Origin of the sequence: Streptomyces sp. NPDC005761 (genome assembly GCF_040630635.1) — a bacterium.
GTDB lineage: Bacteria > Actinomycetota > Actinomycetes > Streptomycetales > Streptomycetaceae > Streptomyces.
The window spans coordinates 89,526-108,154 of record NZ_JBEXXX010000027.1 but is presented as its reverse complement, the minus strand read 5'-3'; the positions used below and the strand labels follow the sequence as shown (position 1 = coordinate 108,154).

The 18,629-nt window shown below is 72.4% G+C and carries 17 protein-coding genes; 5 read left to right on the top strand and 12 right to left on the bottom strand.

Annotated elements, in window-relative coordinates; translation table 11 throughout:
* Positions 1 to 127: 127 nt before the first annotated feature.
* The 4 genes from ABZ434_RS23635 to ABZ434_RS23620 all read right to left on the bottom strand — a co-directional run bounded on the left by ABZ434_RS23635 (position 128) and on the right by ABZ434_RS23620 (position 3,972).
* Positions 128 to 1,318: a histidine kinase gene (locus ABZ434_RS23635; RefSeq protein WP_359140238.1), complete on the bottom strand. Its 1,191-nt coding sequence runs from the start codon at positions 1,316 to 1,318 to the stop codon at positions 128 to 130.
* On the bottom strand, positions 1,315 to 2,796 hold the full coding sequence (locus ABZ434_RS23630; protein WP_359140235.1) for a cation acetate symporter: 1,482 nt from the start codon (positions 2,794 to 2,796) through the stop codon (positions 1,315 to 1,317). The genes ABZ434_RS23635 and ABZ434_RS23630 overlap by 4 nt, the downstream gene beginning before the upstream one ends.
* On the bottom strand, positions 2,793 to 3,155 hold the full coding sequence (locus ABZ434_RS23625) for a hypothetical protein (protein ID WP_359140233.1): 363 nt from the start codon (positions 3,153 to 3,155) through the stop codon (positions 2,793 to 2,795). Before ABZ434_RS23625 ends, ABZ434_RS23630 begins: the two co-directional genes overlap by 4 nt.
* 64 nt (positions 3,156 to 3,219) lie before the next feature.
* A complete protein-coding gene (locus ABZ434_RS23620) occupies positions 3,220 to 3,972 on the bottom strand; it encodes a LytTR family DNA-binding domain-containing protein (RefSeq protein ID WP_359140230.1) in 753 nt (250 codons plus the stop codon).
* A gap of 46 nt (positions 3,973 to 4,018) precedes the next feature.
* Here ABZ434_RS23620 and ABZ434_RS23615 point away from each other — a divergent pair, with 46 nt between their 5' ends.
* Positions 4,019 to 4,693, top strand: coding sequence for a zf-HC2 domain-containing protein (locus ABZ434_RS23615; protein WP_359140227.1), 675 nt, complete (start codon positions 4,019 to 4,021; stop codon positions 4,691 to 4,693).
* Positions 4,694 to 4,698: 5 nt separating this feature from the next.
* On the opposite strand, the gene ABZ434_RS23610 is transcribed toward ABZ434_RS23615, so the two are convergent.
* The 6 genes from ABZ434_RS23610 to ABZ434_RS23585 all read right to left on the bottom strand — a co-directional run bounded on the left by ABZ434_RS23610 (position 4,699) and on the right by ABZ434_RS23585 (position 11,481).
* Complete coding sequence (locus ABZ434_RS23610) at positions 4,699 to 5,559, bottom strand: DNA-formamidopyrimidine glycosylase family protein (RefSeq protein WP_359140224.1); 861 nt, start codon at positions 5,557 to 5,559, stop codon at positions 4,699 to 4,701.
* Positions 5,560 to 5,592: 33 nt separating this feature from the next.
* Entirely contained in the window at positions 5,593 to 6,450 is an 858-nt protein-coding gene (locus ABZ434_RS23605) for an amidohydrolase family protein (protein ID WP_359140220.1), read from the bottom strand.
* Between the two features lies 1 nt (position 6,451).
* A complete protein-coding gene (locus ABZ434_RS23600) occupies positions 6,452 to 6,763 on the bottom strand; it encodes an L-rhamnose mutarotase (protein WP_359140218.1) in 312 nt (103 codons plus the stop codon).
* Position 6,764: 1 nt separating this feature from the next.
* Positions 6,765 to 7,748 (bottom strand): aldo/keto reductase, encoded by a 984-nt coding sequence (locus ABZ434_RS23595; protein WP_359140249.1) that lies wholly within the window; start codon positions 7,746 to 7,748, stop codon positions 6,765 to 6,767.
* A 120-nt stretch (positions 7,749 to 7,868) separates the two neighbouring features.
* Positions 7,869 to 9,269: a wax ester/triacylglycerol synthase family O-acyltransferase gene (locus tag ABZ434_RS23590; RefSeq protein ID WP_359140215.1), complete on the bottom strand. Its 1,401-nt coding sequence runs from the start codon at positions 9,267 to 9,269 to the stop codon at positions 7,869 to 7,871.
* A 145-nt stretch (positions 9,270 to 9,414) separates the two neighbouring features.
* Complete coding sequence (locus tag ABZ434_RS23585) at positions 9,415 to 11,481, bottom strand: SpoIIE family protein phosphatase (RefSeq protein ID WP_359140212.1); 2,067 nt, start codon at positions 11,479 to 11,481, stop codon at positions 9,415 to 9,417.
* A 285-nt stretch (positions 11,482 to 11,766) separates the two neighbouring features.
* Between ABZ434_RS23585 and ABZ434_RS23580 the strand changes: the two genes are divergently transcribed.
* Positions 11,767 to 13,134 (top strand): FAD-dependent oxidoreductase, encoded by a 1,368-nt coding sequence (locus ABZ434_RS23580; RefSeq protein WP_359140210.1) that lies wholly within the window; start codon positions 11,767 to 11,769, stop codon positions 13,132 to 13,134.
* Positions 13,135 to 13,388: 254 nt separating this feature from the next.
* On the opposite strand, the gene ABZ434_RS23575 is transcribed toward ABZ434_RS23580, so the two are convergent.
* On the bottom strand, positions 13,389 to 13,985 hold the full coding sequence (locus ABZ434_RS23575; protein WP_359140207.1) for a hypothetical protein: 597 nt from the start codon (positions 13,983 to 13,985) through the stop codon (positions 13,389 to 13,391).
* 181 nt (positions 13,986 to 14,166) lie between these two features.
* On the opposite strand from ABZ434_RS23575, the gene ABZ434_RS23570 reads away from it, so the two are divergent.
* Positions 14,167 to 15,600 carry a carotenoid oxygenase family protein gene (locus tag ABZ434_RS23570; protein WP_359140204.1) on the top strand — a complete coding sequence of 478 codons (1,434 nt, stop codon included), beginning with the start codon at positions 14,167 to 14,169 and terminating at the stop codon, positions 15,598 to 15,600.
* A 230-nt stretch (positions 15,601 to 15,830) separates the two neighbouring features.
* Here the strand turns inward: ABZ434_RS23570 and ABZ434_RS23565 are convergent, their stop codons facing one another.
* Positions 15,831 to 17,030, bottom strand: a complete 1,200-nt coding sequence (locus ABZ434_RS23565) for a DUF6777 domain-containing protein (protein WP_359140202.1) — start codon at positions 17,028 to 17,030, stop codon at positions 15,831 to 15,833.
* A 201-nt stretch (positions 17,031 to 17,231) separates the two neighbouring features.
* On the opposite strand from ABZ434_RS23565, the gene ABZ434_RS23560 reads away from it, so the two are divergent.
* Complete coding sequence (locus ABZ434_RS23560) at positions 17,232 to 18,086, top strand: YndJ family protein (protein ID WP_359140199.1); 855 nt, start codon at positions 17,232 to 17,234, stop codon at positions 18,084 to 18,086.
* Positions 18,083 to 18,607, top strand: coding sequence for a DUF1990 domain-containing protein (locus tag ABZ434_RS23555; RefSeq protein WP_359140196.1), 525 nt, complete (start codon positions 18,083 to 18,085; stop codon positions 18,605 to 18,607). The genes ABZ434_RS23560 and ABZ434_RS23555 overlap by 4 nt, the downstream gene beginning before the upstream one ends.
* Positions 18,608 to 18,629: the final 22 nt, after the last annotated feature.

Sequence of the window (18,629 nt, the reverse complement as noted above, 5' to 3'; positions counted from 1 at the left end):
CCCGATACTGGGCGTATCGGGGTGATCCCGACAACGCGGCGAGCGTGCGTGCCAGGCGTCGCCGGACAGGCGGGACTTTCGAAACACGCCCTAGCGTCCCTCCAGGCCCGGGGGCCCGCCCGCCGCTTCAGGAACCGTGCACCCCGGCACGGTACTTCGGCAGCCTTACGGTGATGCGCATGCCGGCGCCGATCCCCGTCTCGATGACGAGCCCGTAGTCGTCCCCGTACACCTGGCGCAGCCGCTCGTCGACGTTGAGCAGTCCGATGCCGGTGGACTTCCCTCCCTCGCCGCGCAGGATGTGGCGCAGACGTTCCGGGTCCATGCCGGTGCCGTCGTCCTCGATCACGACCTCGGCCTCGGAGCCGGCGTCCAGTGCGCTGATCGTGATGCGGCTGGAGGTGACGGCCCCTTCGAGTCCGTGCTTGACGGCGTTCTCCACCAAGGGCTGGAGGCAGAGGAACGGCAGGGCGACGGGCAGCACCTCGGGGGCGACCTGGAGGGTGACCGAGAGGCGTTCGCCGAACCGGGCCCGGACGAGGGCCAGGTACTGGTCGATGGAGTGCAGTTCGTCGGCGAGGGTGGTGAAGTCGCCGTGGCTGCGGAACGAGTAGCGGGTGAAGTCGGCGAACTCCAGCAGGAGCTCGCGGGCCTGCTCGGGGTCGGTGCGGACGAACGAGGCGATGGCCGCGAGCGAGTTGAAGATGAAGTGCGGGGAGATCTGCGCGCGCAGGGCCCTGATCTCGGCCTCGATGAGCTGGGTGCGCGAGCGGTCGAGCTCGGCGAGTTCCAGCTGTACGCAGACCCAGCGGGCGACCTCCCCCGCCGCCCTCGCCAGCACCGCGGATTCGCGCGGGGCGTAGGCGATCAGCGTGCCGAGGACGCGGTGGTCGACGGTGAGCGGCACGGCGACCGCCCAGCGCAGCGGGCAGTCCAGGTCGTCGCACTCGCTGCGGAACGCGGTATCGCGGCCGCTGGTGAGCACGCCTTGCACCTGGTCCATGACGTGCCGGCCGTGGTGGTCGCCCTCACCGTCCCAGACCAGGACCCGGTCGCGGTCGGTGAGGCACAGGGCGTCGGTGCCGAGCAGCGAACGGAGGCGGCGCGCGGACCGGCGGGCGCTCTCCTCGGTCAGCCCGGCGCGCAGCGGGGGCGCGGCGAGCGAGGCGGTGTGCAGGGTCTCGAACGTGGCGTGTTCGACGGGTGTGCCGACATCGCTGGTGCGGACGGGGCGTGCGGTGCGCCGGCCGGTCAGCAGTCCGCCGCCGAACAGCAGCAGTGCGAGGAGCACGATGACGGCGTATCCGGCTCCGGTCACCGGTGCCTCCCGGTGGTGAGGGCCTCGGGCAGATGGAAGCGGGTCATCGCGGCGTTGGTGCCGACGGGTATCCGGCCCGGGGTGGCTAGCGACACCAGAATCATGGCGAGGAAGCCGACGGGCACCGACCAGACGGCGGGCCAGGCGAGCAGGGCGTGCGGCCAGCCGGGCGGGCGCACGGCCCCGCTGACGGTGATGGCGACCGCGAGCAGCGCGGAGCCGCCGCCCAGGACGAGCCCCGCCACGGCCCCGGGCGGAGTGAGCCGACGCCACCAGATGCCGAGGACCAGCAGCGGGCAGAAGGAGGAGGCCGACACGGCGAACGCCATCCCCACCGAGTCGGCGACCGGCACCCGGCTGACGATCAGCGAACCGGCCAGCGGGACGGAGATGGCGAGGACCGTGGCCAGCCGGAAGTGCCGTACGCCGCGCGAGGGCAGGACGTCCTGGGTGATCACACCGGCGACGGCCATCGTCAGTCCGGAGGCGGTCGACAGGAACGCGGCGAACGCTCCGCCGGCGATGAGGGCGCCGAGCAGGTCACCGCCGAGCCCGCCGACGACCCGGCCGGGGAGCAGCAGCACGGCGGCGTCCGCGTCGCCGCCCTGGATGAGCTCGGGTGCGTACAGCCGGCCGAGGGCTCCGTAGACGGGCGGGAGCAGGTAGAAGACGCCGATCAGGGCGAGAACGGCGACGGTGGTGCGGCGGGCATCGCGGCCGTTGGGGCTGGTGTAGAAGCGGACGACGACGTGCGGCAGCCCCATGGTGCCGAGGAAGGTGGCGACGATGAGCCCGTAGGTGGCGTACAGCGGATGGTCGGCGCGGAAGACGGACAGCTGTTCGTCGAAGGTGACGCGTGGCCGCCCGTCGCCCTGCCAGGCGAGCACCAGGAAGATGGCGGGGACCAGGAGGGCCGTCAGCTTCAGCCAGTACTGGAAGACCTGGACGAAGGTGATGGAACGCATCCCGCCCGCGGCGACGGCGAGGACGACGACGGAGGCGACGAGGACGTCGCCGAGCCAGCCCGGCGCCCCTGTCAGGATCTTGAGGGTCAGTCCGGCGCCCTGGAGCTGCGGGACGAGATAGAGCCAGCCGGCACCGACGACGAGCACGCTGACGAGCCTGCGCACCTGACGCGATTCGAGCCGGCCCTCGGCGAAGTCGGGCAGGGTGTAGGCCCCCGAGCGGCGCAGCGGCGCGGCGACGAAGACGAGCAGCACCAGGTACCCGGCGGTGTAGCCGACCGGATACCAGAGCATGTCCGGGCCGTGGACGAGCACCAGACCGGCGATGCCGAGGAAGGAGGCGGCGGAGAGGTACTCCCCGCTGATCGCGGCCGCGTTGAGCCGTGGCCGTACGGTGCGCGAGGCGACGTAGAAGTCGGAGGTGGTGCGCGAGATGCGCAGCCCGAAGCCGCCGACGAGGACGGTGGCGAGGACGACCGCGGCGACGGCCGCGACCGCGTACGTGCGGCTCACTGTGCGGGGCGGCCTTCGACGAGCCGTGCGAAGTCGCGTTCGTTGCGCTCGGCCCGGCGCACGTACCACCAGGCGAGCAGGGTCAGCGGCGGGTAGGCGGCGAAGCCGAGGACGCCCCAGACGACGGCGGAACTGTGCAGGGCCTCGAAGACCAGGGGCAGGGTGCCGACGACGACGGCGAGGGCGGTGAAGGCGGTGAGTCCGGCGCGCAGCTGGCTGCGCATCAGCGAGCGGACGTAGGCGCCGCCGAGCGCGGTCTGCTCGTCGATCTCCGACTGGGTGCGGTAGCGCGGCAGCGGACGCACCCGGCGGGGCTCCCCCGTCACCACTTCACGCCGGGGCGTTGGCTCTGCGGACATGGGGCCGGAGTGTACGCAGCACCGGACCCCGCTGGGAAGGGGTCCGGGCACGGGTAGACGCTGGTCAGCGGCCGGTCTGCCGCATCAGCAGATCGCGCAGCGCACGGGTGTGGCGGCGGCTGACGGCCAGCGAAGCGGTGCCGATGCGCACACTCATGCTGCCCGCGTCCAGGCGCAGTTCGTCGATCCGGCCGAGCGCCACGAGATGGCGGCGGTGGATGCGGACGAATCCGCGGGTTCGCCAGCGCTCCTCCAGGGTGGTCAGGGGGACGCGGACGAGGTGGCTGCCGGTGGCGGTGTGCAGTCGGGCGTAGTCGCCCTGGGCCTCGGCGTAGGCGATGTCGTCGATCGGGATGAAGCGGATGACACCCCCGAGTTCGACGGCGATTTGGTCGGGTGCGGTGTCGTGCGCGGGTGCGGAGCGGCCGCCGACCTGCTCGGCGACACGGCGCACCGCCTCGGCGAGGCGTTCACGGCGTACGGGTTTGAGGACGTAGTCGACGGCCTTGAGGTCGAAGGCGTGCACGGCGAATCCCTCGTGCGCGGTGACGAAGACGATGAGCGGGGGCGCCGCGAACCCGGCCAGCAGCTGGGCCACGTCGAGTCCGGTGAGGCCCGCCATGTGGATGTCGAGGAAGACGACGTCGATGGCGGCGGGGTCGTCGGGACCGGCCTCGACGGCGCCGCCGATGCGGCGCAGCGCCTCGGTCGCGCCGGTGGCTCCCTCGGCACTGCGGATCCGGGGGTCGGCGCGCAGGAGGTACAGCAGTTCCTCCAGGGCGGGTTCTTCGTCGTCGACGGCGAGTACGCGGAGCATGAGGCCGGAGTTTAGGGGCTGTGCGGGGCGATGCGGAGGGGCGGTGGTGAGTGATTCACGAGCTGTTTCCGTACGGGACGGCATGTGCAGCCCGCAACACCGTCGCGAGGTCGGCGCCTACGCCCTGGGCGTGCTCGGCGCCGCTGACGCCTTCCGTTTCGAGGAGCATCTGGAGGGCTGTCCCCTGTGCGCGGGCGGCGTGGTGGAGCTCGGCGGGGTGACGGCAGTCCTCGGACGGTACGCCCGGCTGACGCCGCCGGGCGTCGAACCCGTGGCACGGGCCGGTCCCGGGCTGGTGCGGCGGGCCACGGAGGCGGTGGCGGCCGGGCGGCGGCGGACGCGGCGACGGCGCCTCGTCCTGGGGGCGGCTGCCGTGGTCCTCGCGGTCGGGGTGCCGTTCGCGGTGCCCGGCGGGGGGCCGGGGACCGGGCGGTGGACGGCGGTGGACCAGGGTTCCGGGATGACCGCAGTCGTGACGGCGGGGGCGCGCGAGTGGGGCGCCGACGTGGGGCTGGAGGTTTCGGGGGTACCGGAGCCCGGGGTGTGCTCGCTGGTCGCGGTGGGGCGGGACGGGGGCGAGGAGACCGTCGCCACCTGGTCGTCGGCGGGCCCGGGCGGGGAACCGCTCCGGCTGAGCGGAGGCGCCGCGCTGCGGCCCGGGGCCATCGGGCGGTTCGAGGTGCGTACGGCCGAGGGGCGGCGGCTGCTGCTCACCCGATGAGCGCGCTACTTGAGCAGCTTGGAGAGCCTGCGGTCGGCCAGCGGCTTGCCGCCGGTCTGGCAGGTCGGGCAGTACTGGAGCGAGGAGTCGCTGAAGGACACCTCACGAATGGTGTCCCCGCAGACCGGGCAGGCCTGACCGGTGCGCCCGTGGACGCGCATGCCGCTCTTCTTCTCGGCCTTGAGCCGTCCGGCCGCCAGGCCGCTGGAGCGGGCGACGGCGTCGTTCAGTGTGGTGCGCAGGGCCGTGTGGAGCGTGGTGATCTCGTCGTCGGTGAGACGGGCGGTGAGTTTGAACGGTGACATCTTCGCGACGTGCAGGATCTCGTCGCTGTAGGCGTTGCCGATGCCGGCGATGAGCGACTGGTCGCGCAGGGCGCCCTTGATCTGGCGCCTTTCCCCGTCGAGCAGCGCCGCGAACGCGTCACGGTCGAAGGACGCGTCGAGCGGGTCGGGCCCGAGGCGGGCCACCCCGGGCACCTCGGCGGGGTCGTGCACCAGATACACGGCGAGGCGTTTGGTGGTGCCGGCCTCGGTCAGGTCGAAGCCGTCGCCGGTGGTGAGTACGGTGCGCAGTGCCAGGGGGCCCTTGCCGGGGCGTGGCGGAGCGGCGGGGAAGCCGTCCTTCCAGTGGAGCCAGCCGGCCCGCGCGAGGTGGGTGACCAGGTGCAGCGGGCCGACGGCGATGTCGAGGAACTTGCCGTGCCGCCGGACCCCGGTGACCGTACCGCCGTGCAGGGCGGTGAGCGGCGGGTCGTACGTCTTCAGGACGCTGATGGCGAGCGGCAGGACGCGGTCGATCTCCCTGCCGACCAGGTGGTCGTCCAGGAAGACCCGCAGGGCTTCGACTTCCGGCAGTTCGGGCATGGTTCCAGCCTGCCGCAGCCCTCGTCCCGGCGCCTACCGGAGGCCGTACACGCGCTCGGCGGTGGTGGCCAGGACGGCGTCCCGCTCGTGGTCGGCGAGGCCGTCGAGGAGGACGAGCGCTGTCTCGACGACCTCGGTGTACGTCGCCGCGAGCCGGCACACCGGCCAGTCCGAGCCGAACATCAGCCGGCCCGGCCCGAAGGCGTCGATGGCGGTGTCTGCGTAGGGGCGCAGGTCCTTCACGGTCCAGTCGTGCGCGTCCGCCTCGGTGACCAGGCCGGAGAGCTTGCACACGGTGTTCGGCAGGGCGGCGAGGGCCCGCAGGTCATCGGCCCAGGGGTGGGCCGGTCCGGTTGCGATCGGCGGTTTGCCCGCGTGGTCGAGTACGAAGGTGAGCCCGGGCAGCAGTTCGGCGGCCCGGACGGCGGCGGGAAGCTGCTGGGGACGGACCACGAGGTCGTAGACGAGTCCGGCGTCGGCCACCGCGGCGAGTCCGCGCCGGACGTCGGGGCGCAGCAGCCATCCGGGGTCGGGCTCGCCCTGCACCTGGTGGCGGAGCGAGACGAGCCGGTCGCCGCCGGGGAGCTCGCGCAGGGCGGACAGTGCGTCCACGACACCGGGGGCGGTGAGATCGGTCCATCCCACGACGCCGGCGATTAGATCGCTGCCGTCCGCGAGCGCGAGAAACTCGGGGGTCTCCTCCGGGACGGTCACGGTCTGGACGAGCACGGTCGCGCACACACCGTTGGCCCGGGCCTCCGGCTCCAGGTCGGCGAGGGTGAAGTCGCGTCGCAGGGGGGCCAGTTCCTCGCCCGTGATCCAGTCCTGGTCGCGCACCGAGAGGTCCCACACATGGTGGTGGGCGTCGACGATGCGTGGGCGGCCGGTCATCTCACAGCTCCCAGGCGACCGGGAGGCCCGCTTCGGCGCCGTCGGCGGAGTAGTCGTGTGCGACGTCGAGGAGTTGGTCCATCCTGGCCTGCCAGGCGATGTTGACGGGAAGCTGTTCCAGCTCGGCGAGGAGCCGGGCGTAGTCGTCGCACTCGATGACGTGGAACAGATCGGTGCCGCTGCGCCAGATCGTCCAGGACGCGGCACCCGCGGCGCGGATCGCGCGGGTCAGTTCGGCCGGGACCTCGCGGTGTGCGGCCTCGTACTCGGTGATGCGGTCCGCTCGGACCTTGGTGTGCAGGGCGATACGCATGTCAGTGTCCGTTCTCGGTCAGCAGGCCCTCGGCGCGCAGATCGTCCCAGAGCGCGTCGGGGACCTCGCGGCGGAGCAGGTCGGCGGCGTCGCGCATCTCGTCGGGGGACCGCGTGCCGACGAGTACGCCGGCGACTGCCGGGTGGGCGAGCGGGTAGTGCAGGGCGGCGGCGCGCAGGGGCACGCCGTGGCGCTCGGTGACGGCCTTCAGGCGCAGGGCCCGGTCGAGGAGGTCCGGCGGCGCGGCGGCGTAGTCGTACGGGGCGCCGGGGCGCGGGTCGGCGAGGAGGCCCGAGTTGAAGACGCCGCCGACGACGACACTGCGGCCGCGCGCGGCCGCCGCGGGCAGCAGATCGCGCAGGGCGGACTGGTCGAGGAGGGTGTAACGGCCGGCGCAGAGCACCACGTCGACGTCGGTCTCGACGACGAACCGGGTGAGCATCGCGGTCTGGTTCATTCCGGCCCCGATGGCCCCGATCAGTCCTTCGGCCCGCAGCTTCTCCAGTTCCGGGTAGGCCTCGCCGAAGGCCCTGTCCGCGTGGTCGTCCGGATCGTGGAGGTAGGCGATGTCGATGCGGTCGAGTCCGAGGCGTTCCAGGCTGTCCTCGATGCTCCGGCGGACACCGGCGGCGCTGAAGTCCCAGCGCCTGGTGTGCGTGGCGGGGACGGCGAAGCCTTCGGAGAGCGATTCGGGCGCGGTGGCCCACCCGTCGGGCGCCGGGTCGAGCACCCGGCCCACCTTGGTGGACAGTACGTACGCGTCGCGGGGCCGGCCGCGCAGGGCCTCGCCGAGGCGTCGTTCGGAGAGACCGAGCCCGTAGTGCGGCGCGGTGTCGAAGTAGCGAACGCCCTCGGCCCAGGCGGCGTCGACGGCGGCCGCGGCCCGGGCCGGCTCCACGGCGCTGAAGAGATTGCCGATGGCGGCCGCCCCGAAGGACAGTGCGGTGATCTCGACCGCGCTGTTTCCCAGCCTGTTGCGCCGCATGCTTCCGCCGCCCTCCCCGAAGATCGCTTCCTGCACACAGCGAATATTCATCGGATCACTTGGGCGCGTCAACACCGCGGAGGACATCCGCAGCGGCAATTTCTCCGCGATCAGTCCGATCTATGAGGCGACGCTCGCAGGAATCAGCGTCAGCAGTTCCGCCAGCTCCTCCTCGGCGCAGCGCCCCAGCCGCTCCAGGTCGGGCAGCGCCTTGCCGTCGGCCACCAGCCCGATCTGCACCGTGCCGCCGTACGTGGTCAGCGCGACGGCCAGTGACTGGCCGCGCGCCAGCGGCGCCATCGGGTAGAGGGCGCGCAGGGGGCAGCCGCCGAGCGAGAGCGCGGAGCGCGGCAGCGGCACGCTGGTGACCAGCACGTCGAAGAGCATCCGGGCGGCGCTCCCGGCGAGCGGCGCACCGAAGCGATGGGCCAGCGAGGGCAGTTGATCGGCGAGGACGGCGACCGCCCCGGCCCCGCGCAGCGGCCCGGCGGACTTGTTGCGGTCCATGGCGCCGCGGACGGCCCGCAACCGCGCCCAGGGATCGGGTTCGGAGACGGGCAGCCCCAGCAGATACGCGGAGAGCCGGTTGCCGTTGGCCGCGGCCGCGCCACCCGGGCGGCGCCGGGAGACGGGGACGAGCGCGCGCGGGTCGGCGCCGGGCAGCGGTTCACCGCGCTCCAGCATCCAGCGGCGGAGCGCACCCGCGACGACCGCGAGCAGCACGTCGTTGCTCGTGCCGCCCGCCGCCCGGCGGATCCGCTGCACGGATTCGAGGTCGAGGTCGGCCGTGGCGAGGCGCCGGGTGCCGGAGGAGCTGGCGCTGAGGGCCGGTGCGCCGCGCAGATCGAGGCGGCTGGCGCGTACCAGCGAGGCACCGACGCCGAAGGCCCGGCCGAGGTCCTCGATGCGGCCGAGGGCGAGTCCGGCGACCTGGCGGGGCCCGGGCATCCAGGAGCGCGGTGGCACGGGACGCACCCGGCCGGCCGCCGCTCCGGGCCTGCCCCGGCCTGCGGCCGTGGCGATCTCGTCGAAGATCCCGGCTCCGATGGCGACCGCGCGCATCCCGTCGGCGAGCGCGTGGTGGAGCTTGACCAGGACGGCGAAGGAGCCGTCCGGGGCGCCGCCGATGACGTACATCTGCCAGGGTGGCAGGCCTCTGCGCAGCGGCTGCTCCATCAGCTCGCCCGCGAGCCGGGTGGCCGCCGCCATGAACCCGGCTCCACCCTTGCCCTCCGTCTCCGACTCGGGCAGGTGCACCCGCTTGACGTGCCGGTGGACGTCGAAGTCCTTGTCCACCGACCAGGCCGCGCCCCCGACGGGCAGCAGCACGTCCCGCACGCGCATCCGCAGCCGGGGGATGGCGGCGGCCCGGGTGCCGAGCAGTTCGAGGAGGCGGTCGGGCCCGGGAGCCCGGTCATCGCCCGGCGCGAAGACGGCGAGCGCGCCGAGGTGCATGGGGTGCGCATCGGACTCGAGGTGCCAGAAGGCCAGATCGAGAGGTGCCAGTAGCTCAATGCCCAACGGGTCCTCATGTCATGGAAGCCGAAGACTGACGGAGTCGCAGTCAATCCCTGGCGGTCGGTTACGGTCAAGTACAGACATGTTACTTTGTGTTACTTTCCAGTAGCGCTCGATCCCGCTGACACGGCGGCGCCCCTTACCCGGTTCAGTCGCGTGGCGGGATGACGAATTCGCACCAGACGCATTTGCCGGTGCCCCGGGATTCGACGCCCCAGGCGTCCGCAAGCCGGTCCACGAGCATCAGCCCTCGGCCCGAGACGCCCGCGTCACCCGCGTCGCGGCGACGCGGCAGCGCGCTCGACCGGTCCTCGACGTCGACGCGCAGGCGGCGCTCGGGCCCGGTGAGCACCCGGATGGTGACGATCGCACCGCCGTCGGTGTGCATCAGGGCATTGGTCGTCAGCTCGTCGGCGGCCAGCTCGACCTCATCGGCCCGCTCCTTCGCACCCCACGCCCGCACCGCCGCACGGATCATGTGGCGGGCCGAGCTGAGCGCCTCCGGGTCGTTCTGCCCCACGTGCTGCTGGAGCCGGCCGCCCTGCTGCGGGGCGTGAGCGGCCTTGCGGCGCAGCAGCAGTACCGCCACGTCGTCCTCGCCACCGCGTTCGTCGACCGACTCGCAGAGCCGGTCGGCCAGTCGCTGGAGGTCCTGGGGACCGTTCCTGATCATGGCGGTGAGCAGTTGCATGCCCTCGTCGAGGTCGGCCCCCGGCAGCTCCACCAGGCCGTCGGTGAACAGCACCATGGTCTGCCCGGGGTCCAGCTCGACCGTGCTGACCGGATACTCCAGCCGCCCGAACTCGGCGGAGAGCCCCAGCGGCAGCCCGCCGTCGACCAGCACCTTGCGGCAGCTCCCGTCCGCGTCGCGCACCAACGGGTCGACATGACCGGCCCGGACCACCTGCACCACCCCCGTGGTGAGATCGGCCTCGGCGTAGGTGCAGGTGGCGAAGCGGTCGGTGTCCAGTTCGTGCAGGAAGACCGAGGCCCGCGCCATGACCGTCGCGGGGCTGTGCCCCTCGGCCGCGTACGCGCGCAGCACGATGCGCAGCTGCCCCATGACGGCGGCGGCGTGCGTGTCGTGACCCTGCACGTCCCCGATGACGGTGCCGACCCGGCCGCCGGGCAGCGGGATGACGTCGTACCAGTCCCCGCCGATGTCCCGGCCCAGCCTGGCCGAGCGGTAGCGGACGGCGATCTGCGCGCCCGGCACGTCGGGGATGCGGCGCGGCAGCATCGCCTGCTGGAGCCCTTCGGCGAGGTCGTGCTCCTGTTCGTACAGCATGGCGCGCTGGAGGCTCTGGGCGATGGAGCTGCCGAGGGCGACCAGCAGGTTGCGTTCGTCGCCGGTGAATCCGTTCTTGTCGCTGTAGAGCAGTCCGAGAGCGCCGATGGGGCGGGCCTGGGCGATCAGCGGCAGATAGGCGGCCGAGGTGATGCCCAGATGGCTGATGTGGGGCCACAGGATCGGGTACGAGTCCGCGAAGTCCTCGGCGGACTCGATGAACCGGGGACTGAGCGTGCGGACGACCTCGCTCATCGGATACTCGTCGTCGGTCCGCGTGTACCGGGTGCCCGGCACGAAGGCGCCCTCGGGCCCGTCGGCCACCAGATGGATGCGTCCCGCCTCGATCAGCCCCATGACCAGGCTGGTCGCCCCCAGATGAGCCAGCCCCTGGGAGTTCTTGAGCACGTCGATGACGTCCTTGACGGTGCGGGCGTGCGCCAGGGCGGCCGTGGTGGCCTCCACCAGGCTGGTCCGACGCCGCCGCTCCTCGTCCAGCTCCCGGCGGGCGGTGGAGTCGGCCAGCTCCTCTGTGGCGTCCCGGACGATGCCGATGATGCGTCGAGGCCGGCCGGTGCCGTCACGGCGGACGAAGCCCTGGGTGTGTGTCCACTGCAGGGTGCCGTCGCGCCGCAGGATGCGGAAGTAGGCCCCGTAGTTGCTCCGGCCGGTCTTGAGTGCCTGCGTCACCATGGCGTCGAGCCGCATGGCCTCGTCCGGCGGCACCCGCGTCCCGAGCGTCTGCGGCCTGTTGTCGTACTCGTCGGCCCTGAGGTCGAACACGTCGAGGGCCGGCCGGTCCATGTGCATCAAGCCGCTGTCCAGATCCCAGTCGAAGCTGCCCATACGGTTCAGGGCGAGACTGAGGTCCGGGTGGGCGGGCCAGTCGTCCGGGAGTGACAGGGCACCCGCTGCCCAATCATCCATGTGGGTCACTCTGCCACCATATGTCCGATTCTTCGAGCTAGCCGTCCACCAGGTGAACGTGCGATGGAACACATTTCCGAGCCTCTCGGCAGGGCCGCTTTCCCGGAGATTCCGCGGGATTCCCGGGACCGGCAAAGGTGCGCGGGGCCGGATATCGCCGCAGAACGCCGACCCGCCCCGAAAGCGGGCAGGGACAGCGGCTAACGTGTGCGTCGGGGTGGAGTAAGCCAAGCCTTACCACGGCCCGCCCCGCTCCTGCTCGTTCGTCCTAAGGAACAGCTCGCCATGACACGCCCTGTCCGCGTAGCCATCGTCGGAGCCGGCCCTGCCGGGATCTACGCAGCGGACGCGCTGCTCAAATCCGATGCCGCCGCCGACCCGGGTGTCTCCATCGACCTGTTCGAGCGGATGCCCGCCCCCTTCGGTCTGATCCGGTACGGCGTGGCCCCGGACCACCCGCGGATCAAGGGCATCGTCCACGCGCTGCACCAGGTCCTGGACAAGCCCCAGATCCGGCTCTTCGGGAACGTCGACTACCCGAACGACATCGGCCTGGACGAACTGCGGACCTTCTACGACGCAGTGATCTTCTCCACCGGCGCCGACGCCGACAGGGCGCTCGACATACCGGGCAGCGACCTGGACGGCTCGCACGGCGCCGCCGACTTCGTTTCCTGGTACGACGGCCACCCGGACGTCGCGCGCACCTGGCCGCTGGAGGCCGAGAAGGTCGCCGTGCTGGGCGTCGGCAACGTGGCCCTGGACGTCGCCCGCATCCTCGCCAAGACCGCCGACGAGCTGCTGCCCACCGAGATCCCCGCCAACGTGTACGACGGCCTGAAGGCCAACAAGGCGCTGGAGGTGCACGTCTTCGGACGGCGCGGCCCCGCCCAGGCGAAGTTCAGCCCGATGGAGCTGCGGGAGCTCGACCACTCGCCGAACATCGAGGTCATCGTCAACCCCGAGGACATCGACTACGACGCCGGCTCCATCGAGACCCGGCGCGGCAACAAGCAGGCCAACATGGTCGCCTCCACGCTGGAGAACTGGGCGATCCGCGACGTCGGCGACCGGCCGCACAAGCTCTTCCTGCACTTCTTCGAGTCTCCGGTGGAGATCCTCGGCGAGGACGGCAGCGTCGTCGGCCTGCGTACCGAGCGCACGGAGCTGGACGGCACCGGAAACGTGAAGGGCACCGGCCGGTTCCACGACTGGGACGTGCAGAGCGTCTACCGGGCGGTCGGCTACTACTCGCAGGAGCTGCCCAAGCTCCCGTTCGACGTCGCGTCCGGCACGGTTCCGCACGCCGCCGGGCGGGTTCTCGCCGGCGGTGAGCCGATGGAGTCGGTGTACGTCACGGGCTGGATCAAGCGGGGCCCGATCGGCCTGATCGGCCACACCAAGGGCGACGCCAACGAAACCGTCGCCTGCCTGCTGGAGGACCACACCACCGGCCGGCTCGCCGCCCCGGCACAGCCCGAGCCGTCGGCCGTGACCGAGTTCCTGGAGTCGCGCGGCGTCCGGTACACCACCCGCGAGGGCTGGTACCGCCTGGACGCGCACGAGCGCGCCCTGGGCGAGGCGCAGGGCCGTGAGCGCGTCAAGGTCGTGGAGCGCGAAGCGATGCTGGACGCCTCGGAGCCCGGCAACTGACACCACCGACCGGCCCCGGAACACCCCGCCCGGGGGTTCCGGGGCCGTCGTCGTCATGGGGACGTCAGCGCCCCCGCAGGGCCCTGACGTTGTCACCGAAGGTCCGGTCCCGGATCTGACCCGGTTCTGCGGCCAGGTCATCGGAGCCCCGAGGCAGCCCGGTCGAGCCGGCAGGCCCGGCACCTGCTCCTCGTACGTGATGCTGCCGCCGGTGACCTTCCGTCACAAGGTCCGGGCGGAAGGACCGCAGGGGCTCAGGGGGCTGCCGGTGCACTCCGGGAGCGCTCGCGCACCCGGTCCGGGTAACGCTCCGTGAAGCGGACCGCCAGCACCAGCAGGACAACCGGAATGATCCAGTTGTACCAGTCGGCACCGGACGACGTGTGCACCGCCAGCAGCCCCAGCAGGGCGGTCGCGGCGAAGACCCCTCCCCAGAGCAGCGTCAGTACCCGGTTCACATGCCGGAAGACGGGTGAGCCCCAGACCTCGCGGGGCGTGGTCTCGCGCGCGTACTGCTCGGTGAACGGTACGAACGCGAGCGAGCCGAGCGCCACCACGGCGATCACGGAGCTGGACAGCACCTGCGCGTACCGCTCCACCCAGTACAGGTCCTCCCGGTCCAGGACGAGCGCCAGGACGCTGAGGACGCCGAAGAAGGCGATGCCGGTGATCTCCAGCACCTTGAACGAACCCCGGCGCAGGTCGGGCAGGTTGAGCACGACGGCGGCGACGAGTCCGGCCAGCGCCGCGTACTCCCACGTGCTGGGGGACGCGACGACGTCGAAGATGATCCACGGGGCGAACGCGAAGAACAGATTCCCGGTCCGCCGCCCGGAGCTGGCTTGGCCCACCGGACACCTCCGGGGCAGGTTTCACGGCACTCTGCCGCTTCCTCCATGGTGAAGCCGGGACTCTCCCTCCGCATCTCCGCGCCCTCGGGCTCGCGTTGCGGCGGTTGTGGGCCGGAGATTGAATGAAGGGTCGCCACCGCACGCTCGCGGATACGCATACGCCCCGGCAAGGGAGGCCATCATGGCCGCACATGCCTCGCAGGCCTTCGACCCCGCCCGCGTCGTCCATCTGTCCGGTCGCTTCGCCCCCGTGACCGAAGAGGTGGACGAGACCGGGCTCCAGGTGGTGGGCGAACTGCCGGACGAGCTCGACGGGCTGTTCCTGCGCAACGGGCCCAACCCCCGTTTCAGCCCGATCGGTTCGTATCTCTACCCGATCGACGGGGACGGCATGCTGCACGGCGTGTGGATCTCGGGCGGTCAGGCCCGCTACCGCAACCGCTTCGTCCGCACACCCGCCGTGCTCGCCGAGGAGCGAGCGGGACGGGCGCTCTGGGGCGGGATCGAATCCATGATTTTCCCTCAGGTCCCGGACGTGTCACCGGAGTTGGCCGGAACCTTCCGCGACCTTCCGGACATCAACGTGGTGCGTCATGCGGGACGCCTGCTGGCCCTCGCCGAATCCGACTGCCCGTTTCTGCTCACACCGGAGCTGGAGACCGCAGGCAAGGAGACGTTCGGCGGGGCGTTGCCGGCCGGCATCACCGCGCACCCGAAGACCGACCCGGTCACCGGCGAGATGATGGTCTTCTGCTACGGGCTCGAACCGCCCTACCTCACCTGGTCGGCCATCGGTCCCACCGGCGCCGTGACCCGTGGCCCCACGACGGTCGACGGGCTCGACGAACCGATGATGATCCACGACATGGCGCTGACCCGGCGATACCTGGTACTCGTGCTGGCGCCGGTCTTCTTCGACATCGCCGCCGCGATGAGCGGTGGGTCCATGATCGCCTGGCGGCCGGAGCGGGGCACCCGGGTCGCCCTGATCCCCCGCGACGGCGGTCCGGTGCGGTGGGCGTCCGACGAGGCCTTCTGGCTGTGGCACACGGTCAACGCGTACGACACCGAGCCCGACGGCGGCGATGTGGTCCTTGATTACGTGCAGTGGTCCCGCCTCTCCCTGGGAGCGCCCGACGGGTCGGGACAGCCCAACACCTCCGGTCTGGTCCGCGCGGTCATCGATCCGCTCGCCGGCACGATGCACCGGACCGTGCTGGACGACGCCAGGATGGAACTCCCCCGCACGGACGACCGCTTGATCGGCAGTCGGCACCGACAACTGGCCGTGGCCTCGGACTCCGGGAACCCTGATCTGCTGCCGGGCGAGTTCGACGCGCTTCGCTGGTACAACGGCGGCGACGCGTCGGGCACGAGTGTGATGTGGCCGGCCGGGGACCTCTCCGTCGGCGAGCCGGTGTTCGCCCCTTCGCCGGGCGCCGGGCCGGGCGAGGGAGGCCACTGGCTGACGTACGCCACCGACCGGACCGACGACAGCAGCTGGCTGCTCGTGATCCCCGCCGCCGACCCCGCCTCCGGCCCGGTCGCCCGCGTACGGATTCCGGTGCGGGTCCCGTTGGGACTGCACGGCAACTGGCTGCCCACCGAGGAATGAGAGCCCCCTCGGGACCACGAAGACCGCGTGCGGAGGCGGGGTCCCCGGCACGCTCGCGGCCGTGCCGGCCCCCTCGGCATCACGCTGCGTCTGTACGCCTGTACGCGCCCGGCCGTGAAGCCCTCGACGGCCGCTGGACCCCGCCGGCCGTGCGCAGGGGCTGACTCCTGGATCCTCGCCCCCCGCTCACCGGCCCCGACAGGAAGCAGCACCGGCCCCCGCCCGGCCGCTCATCCCTGGACGGAGGCGTCCACGTCGTCCTGCCACGGCAGCCGGATGGAGGTCTGCGGCTCGTCGGTCATGGGCGGAACCAGGTCCTGCGGCGGCTCGTCCGGGTCGGCGGGCGTGCCGGTCGGCTCGTCCGTCGGTAGCTCCGGAAGCGGTTGGGGGTAGGCGTCGGACGGGGCGGCGGTCGGCGTGGGGCAGTTCGACGGTACGGGCACCGGTGCATCCGTCGGTTCCTCCGTAGCCGCGACCGCCTCGCCGGGCGGCGTCGGAGCGCCGGCCGTCGGACAGTCCGCGGGATCGGGAGCGGAGCGCGACGGCTCGACCGTCTTCTCCGGCACCTCCGGTTCCCTCGACTTCGCCGGAGGTGCCTCGGGCAGGGGCCCGGTGATATCGGTGCCGGGAGCGTAGGGCGGTGGCACCTCGGGAGTACGGTCCCTGGCGCCCTCGTCCCCGACCGGGCGCTCCATCCAGCTGTTGTGGTCCGCATCGACGACGACCAGGGCCGCGACAGCCTTCGCGGAGGGCGCGACGACGACGATCCGCGCCGGGTCGTAGCCCGCCCACCGCTCGCCCCGGCCGCTCTGCGTGTCGCCCGTACCGGCGGGCCGGCTCAGGGGGTTGCCGCAGGCGCAGCGCACGCGCGGGAGGCCGTGGCCGTCCACCATCACGGCGGTGCCGGCCTGGAGCACGGACCGGTACGTGGTGGCGGACCCCGCGTGGAAGCCGTGGCTGCCCACCAGGGTGTCGGCGCGCAGGACCAAGGGCGTCAGGCCGCGCAGGAAGTCCGCGACCCCGGCCCGGGGCACACCCGCGGCCCGTGCGAAGGCCTTCTCCCGGGCCGGATCGGCCGCGAGGAGGTGAATCTGCTGTCCGACGTCGCAGGAGGCGACGGAGCGGGTGCCCCCGTAGAGGCCGGGGGTCGCTCCGGGGAGCGTGCGCGGGGCCACGTCGCCGGGGGCCCGCGTCGGCGGCGGGGGCGTGCGGGGCGCGGGCGGCGCGGCGCCGGCCGGTTCCACCGTGGACCCGGTGAAGGGGTCGGGGCCCCGCGCGGCGGCCGGCTGGAGGAGGACCTCGTCGGCGTCGGCCGTCCCCTCGGTGCCGTGTCCGCCTTCCCCTGCCTCCCGGGCACAGCCCGCGGTGACGAGGATGCCGGTGGACAGAACGGCGAGCACGGCGCGGCGCATACGTGTCGGTGCGTGCACGAAGAGGTCTCCTGCCTGGTCACCGGTCCCTGTTGGTCCTCTCATGTGTGCCGCAGTTCCCCCTCCCCCGCAAGCCGGGACGGCCCGGGGTGGGCACGGCTCGAGGGAGATGCGGAGCCAGCACCTTGAACGCGTTCAAGAAACGTTCTACAGTCGGCACCGTCATCACTTGAACGCGTTCAAGACGGGGAGGGTGGAGCGATGCCGGTCCTGGTGGGTCTGATCGTGATGCTGGGCATGCTGGTGATCGTGCCGGCGGGACTGCGCCTGGCGGACACCCCGGGGCTGGACCGGATGCGACGGCTGTGGCCCCTCTTCGCCGTGCCGGGAGCCGTCTCCCTCTGGCTGTCGCGCGGGCCTGCCGCCACCGCCCTGGCCATCGGCTACGCGATCGGCGCCGCGCTCCTGGCCCTGCACGCCCCTGCCCGTGTCGTCCGGTGCCCCGGTCCGCTGCTGTCGTGGCGGACCGCACCCGCCGAGGTCGCGCTGCTCAGCGCCCTGGTGACCCCGGCCGTCGCGGCCACCGCGCTGGTCGCCGAGCGCTCGGGGCGTCCGCTGTTCGGCTTCGGTCCCGGGATCCTGGCGCTGACCGTGCCACACTTCCACTTCGCCGGATTCGCCGCCGCACTGGTCGCGGGGCTGGTCGGCCGCGTGGCCGACGGCGCGGCGGGCCGGTTCGCGGCACTGAGCGTGCCGCTGGGCACCCTGCTCGTCCTCATCGGCTACTTCATCGGTGACCGGGCCGAACTGGCGGGGGCGGTGGTCCTGACTGCGGGTATGTGGACCGTTGCCTTCCTGACCTGGCGCACGGTCCGGCCTGCGGCCCGCGACCGGACCACCCGGCTGCTGCTCACCACCTCGGCCGCCGTGCTCGCGGCGACCATGGTGCTCGCGCTGAGCTGGGCGCTCGGCGAAGCCACCGGCCTCCCGCACCCCACCCTGGCCTGGATGGCCGCGACGCACGGCGTGGGCAACGCGCTGGGCTTCGCACTCTGCTCGGTGCTGGCCTGGCAGCGCCTGAACCACCGCACCGCACACGAAGGAAGGACCGCATGAACACCCTCACGTACCCGGAGGCCGGCGCCACCGAGCGCGGCCCGCTCCCCGCCGGCTACCACCACCTGCACCACCGCACCCGCGTCGGACGCGGCCGCGCCGACTTCGAGGCCGCCGGGGCGGCCATCACCGACTTCCGCATGCACCGCGCCTCCGGGGCCCGGGTCAGGGCCTCCGCAGCGCGCGCCGAGCCCGGTGCGTCCGTTCGGGTGTCGCTGGGGGTCGGCCCGTTCCGGTTCACCGCGCCGTGCCGGGTCGTCTGGGCCGAGTACGGTCCCGAGCGCATCGGATTCGCGTACGGGACACTCACCGGCCACCCCGAGTGCGGCGAGGAGTGCTTCGTCGCCGAGCTCGCGGACGACGGCACGGTCCTTTTCACCGTGATGGCGTTCAGCCGCCCCGTCCGCTGGTACACCCGTCTCGGCGGCCCGCTGGTGCCCGTGGCACAGCGCTGGTACGCGCACCGGCTCGGCCGCACGCTGCGCCGCATCGTCCGGGAGGGACACGCACGACAGGAGTGAGACGCCGGGGAGCGGCAGACCG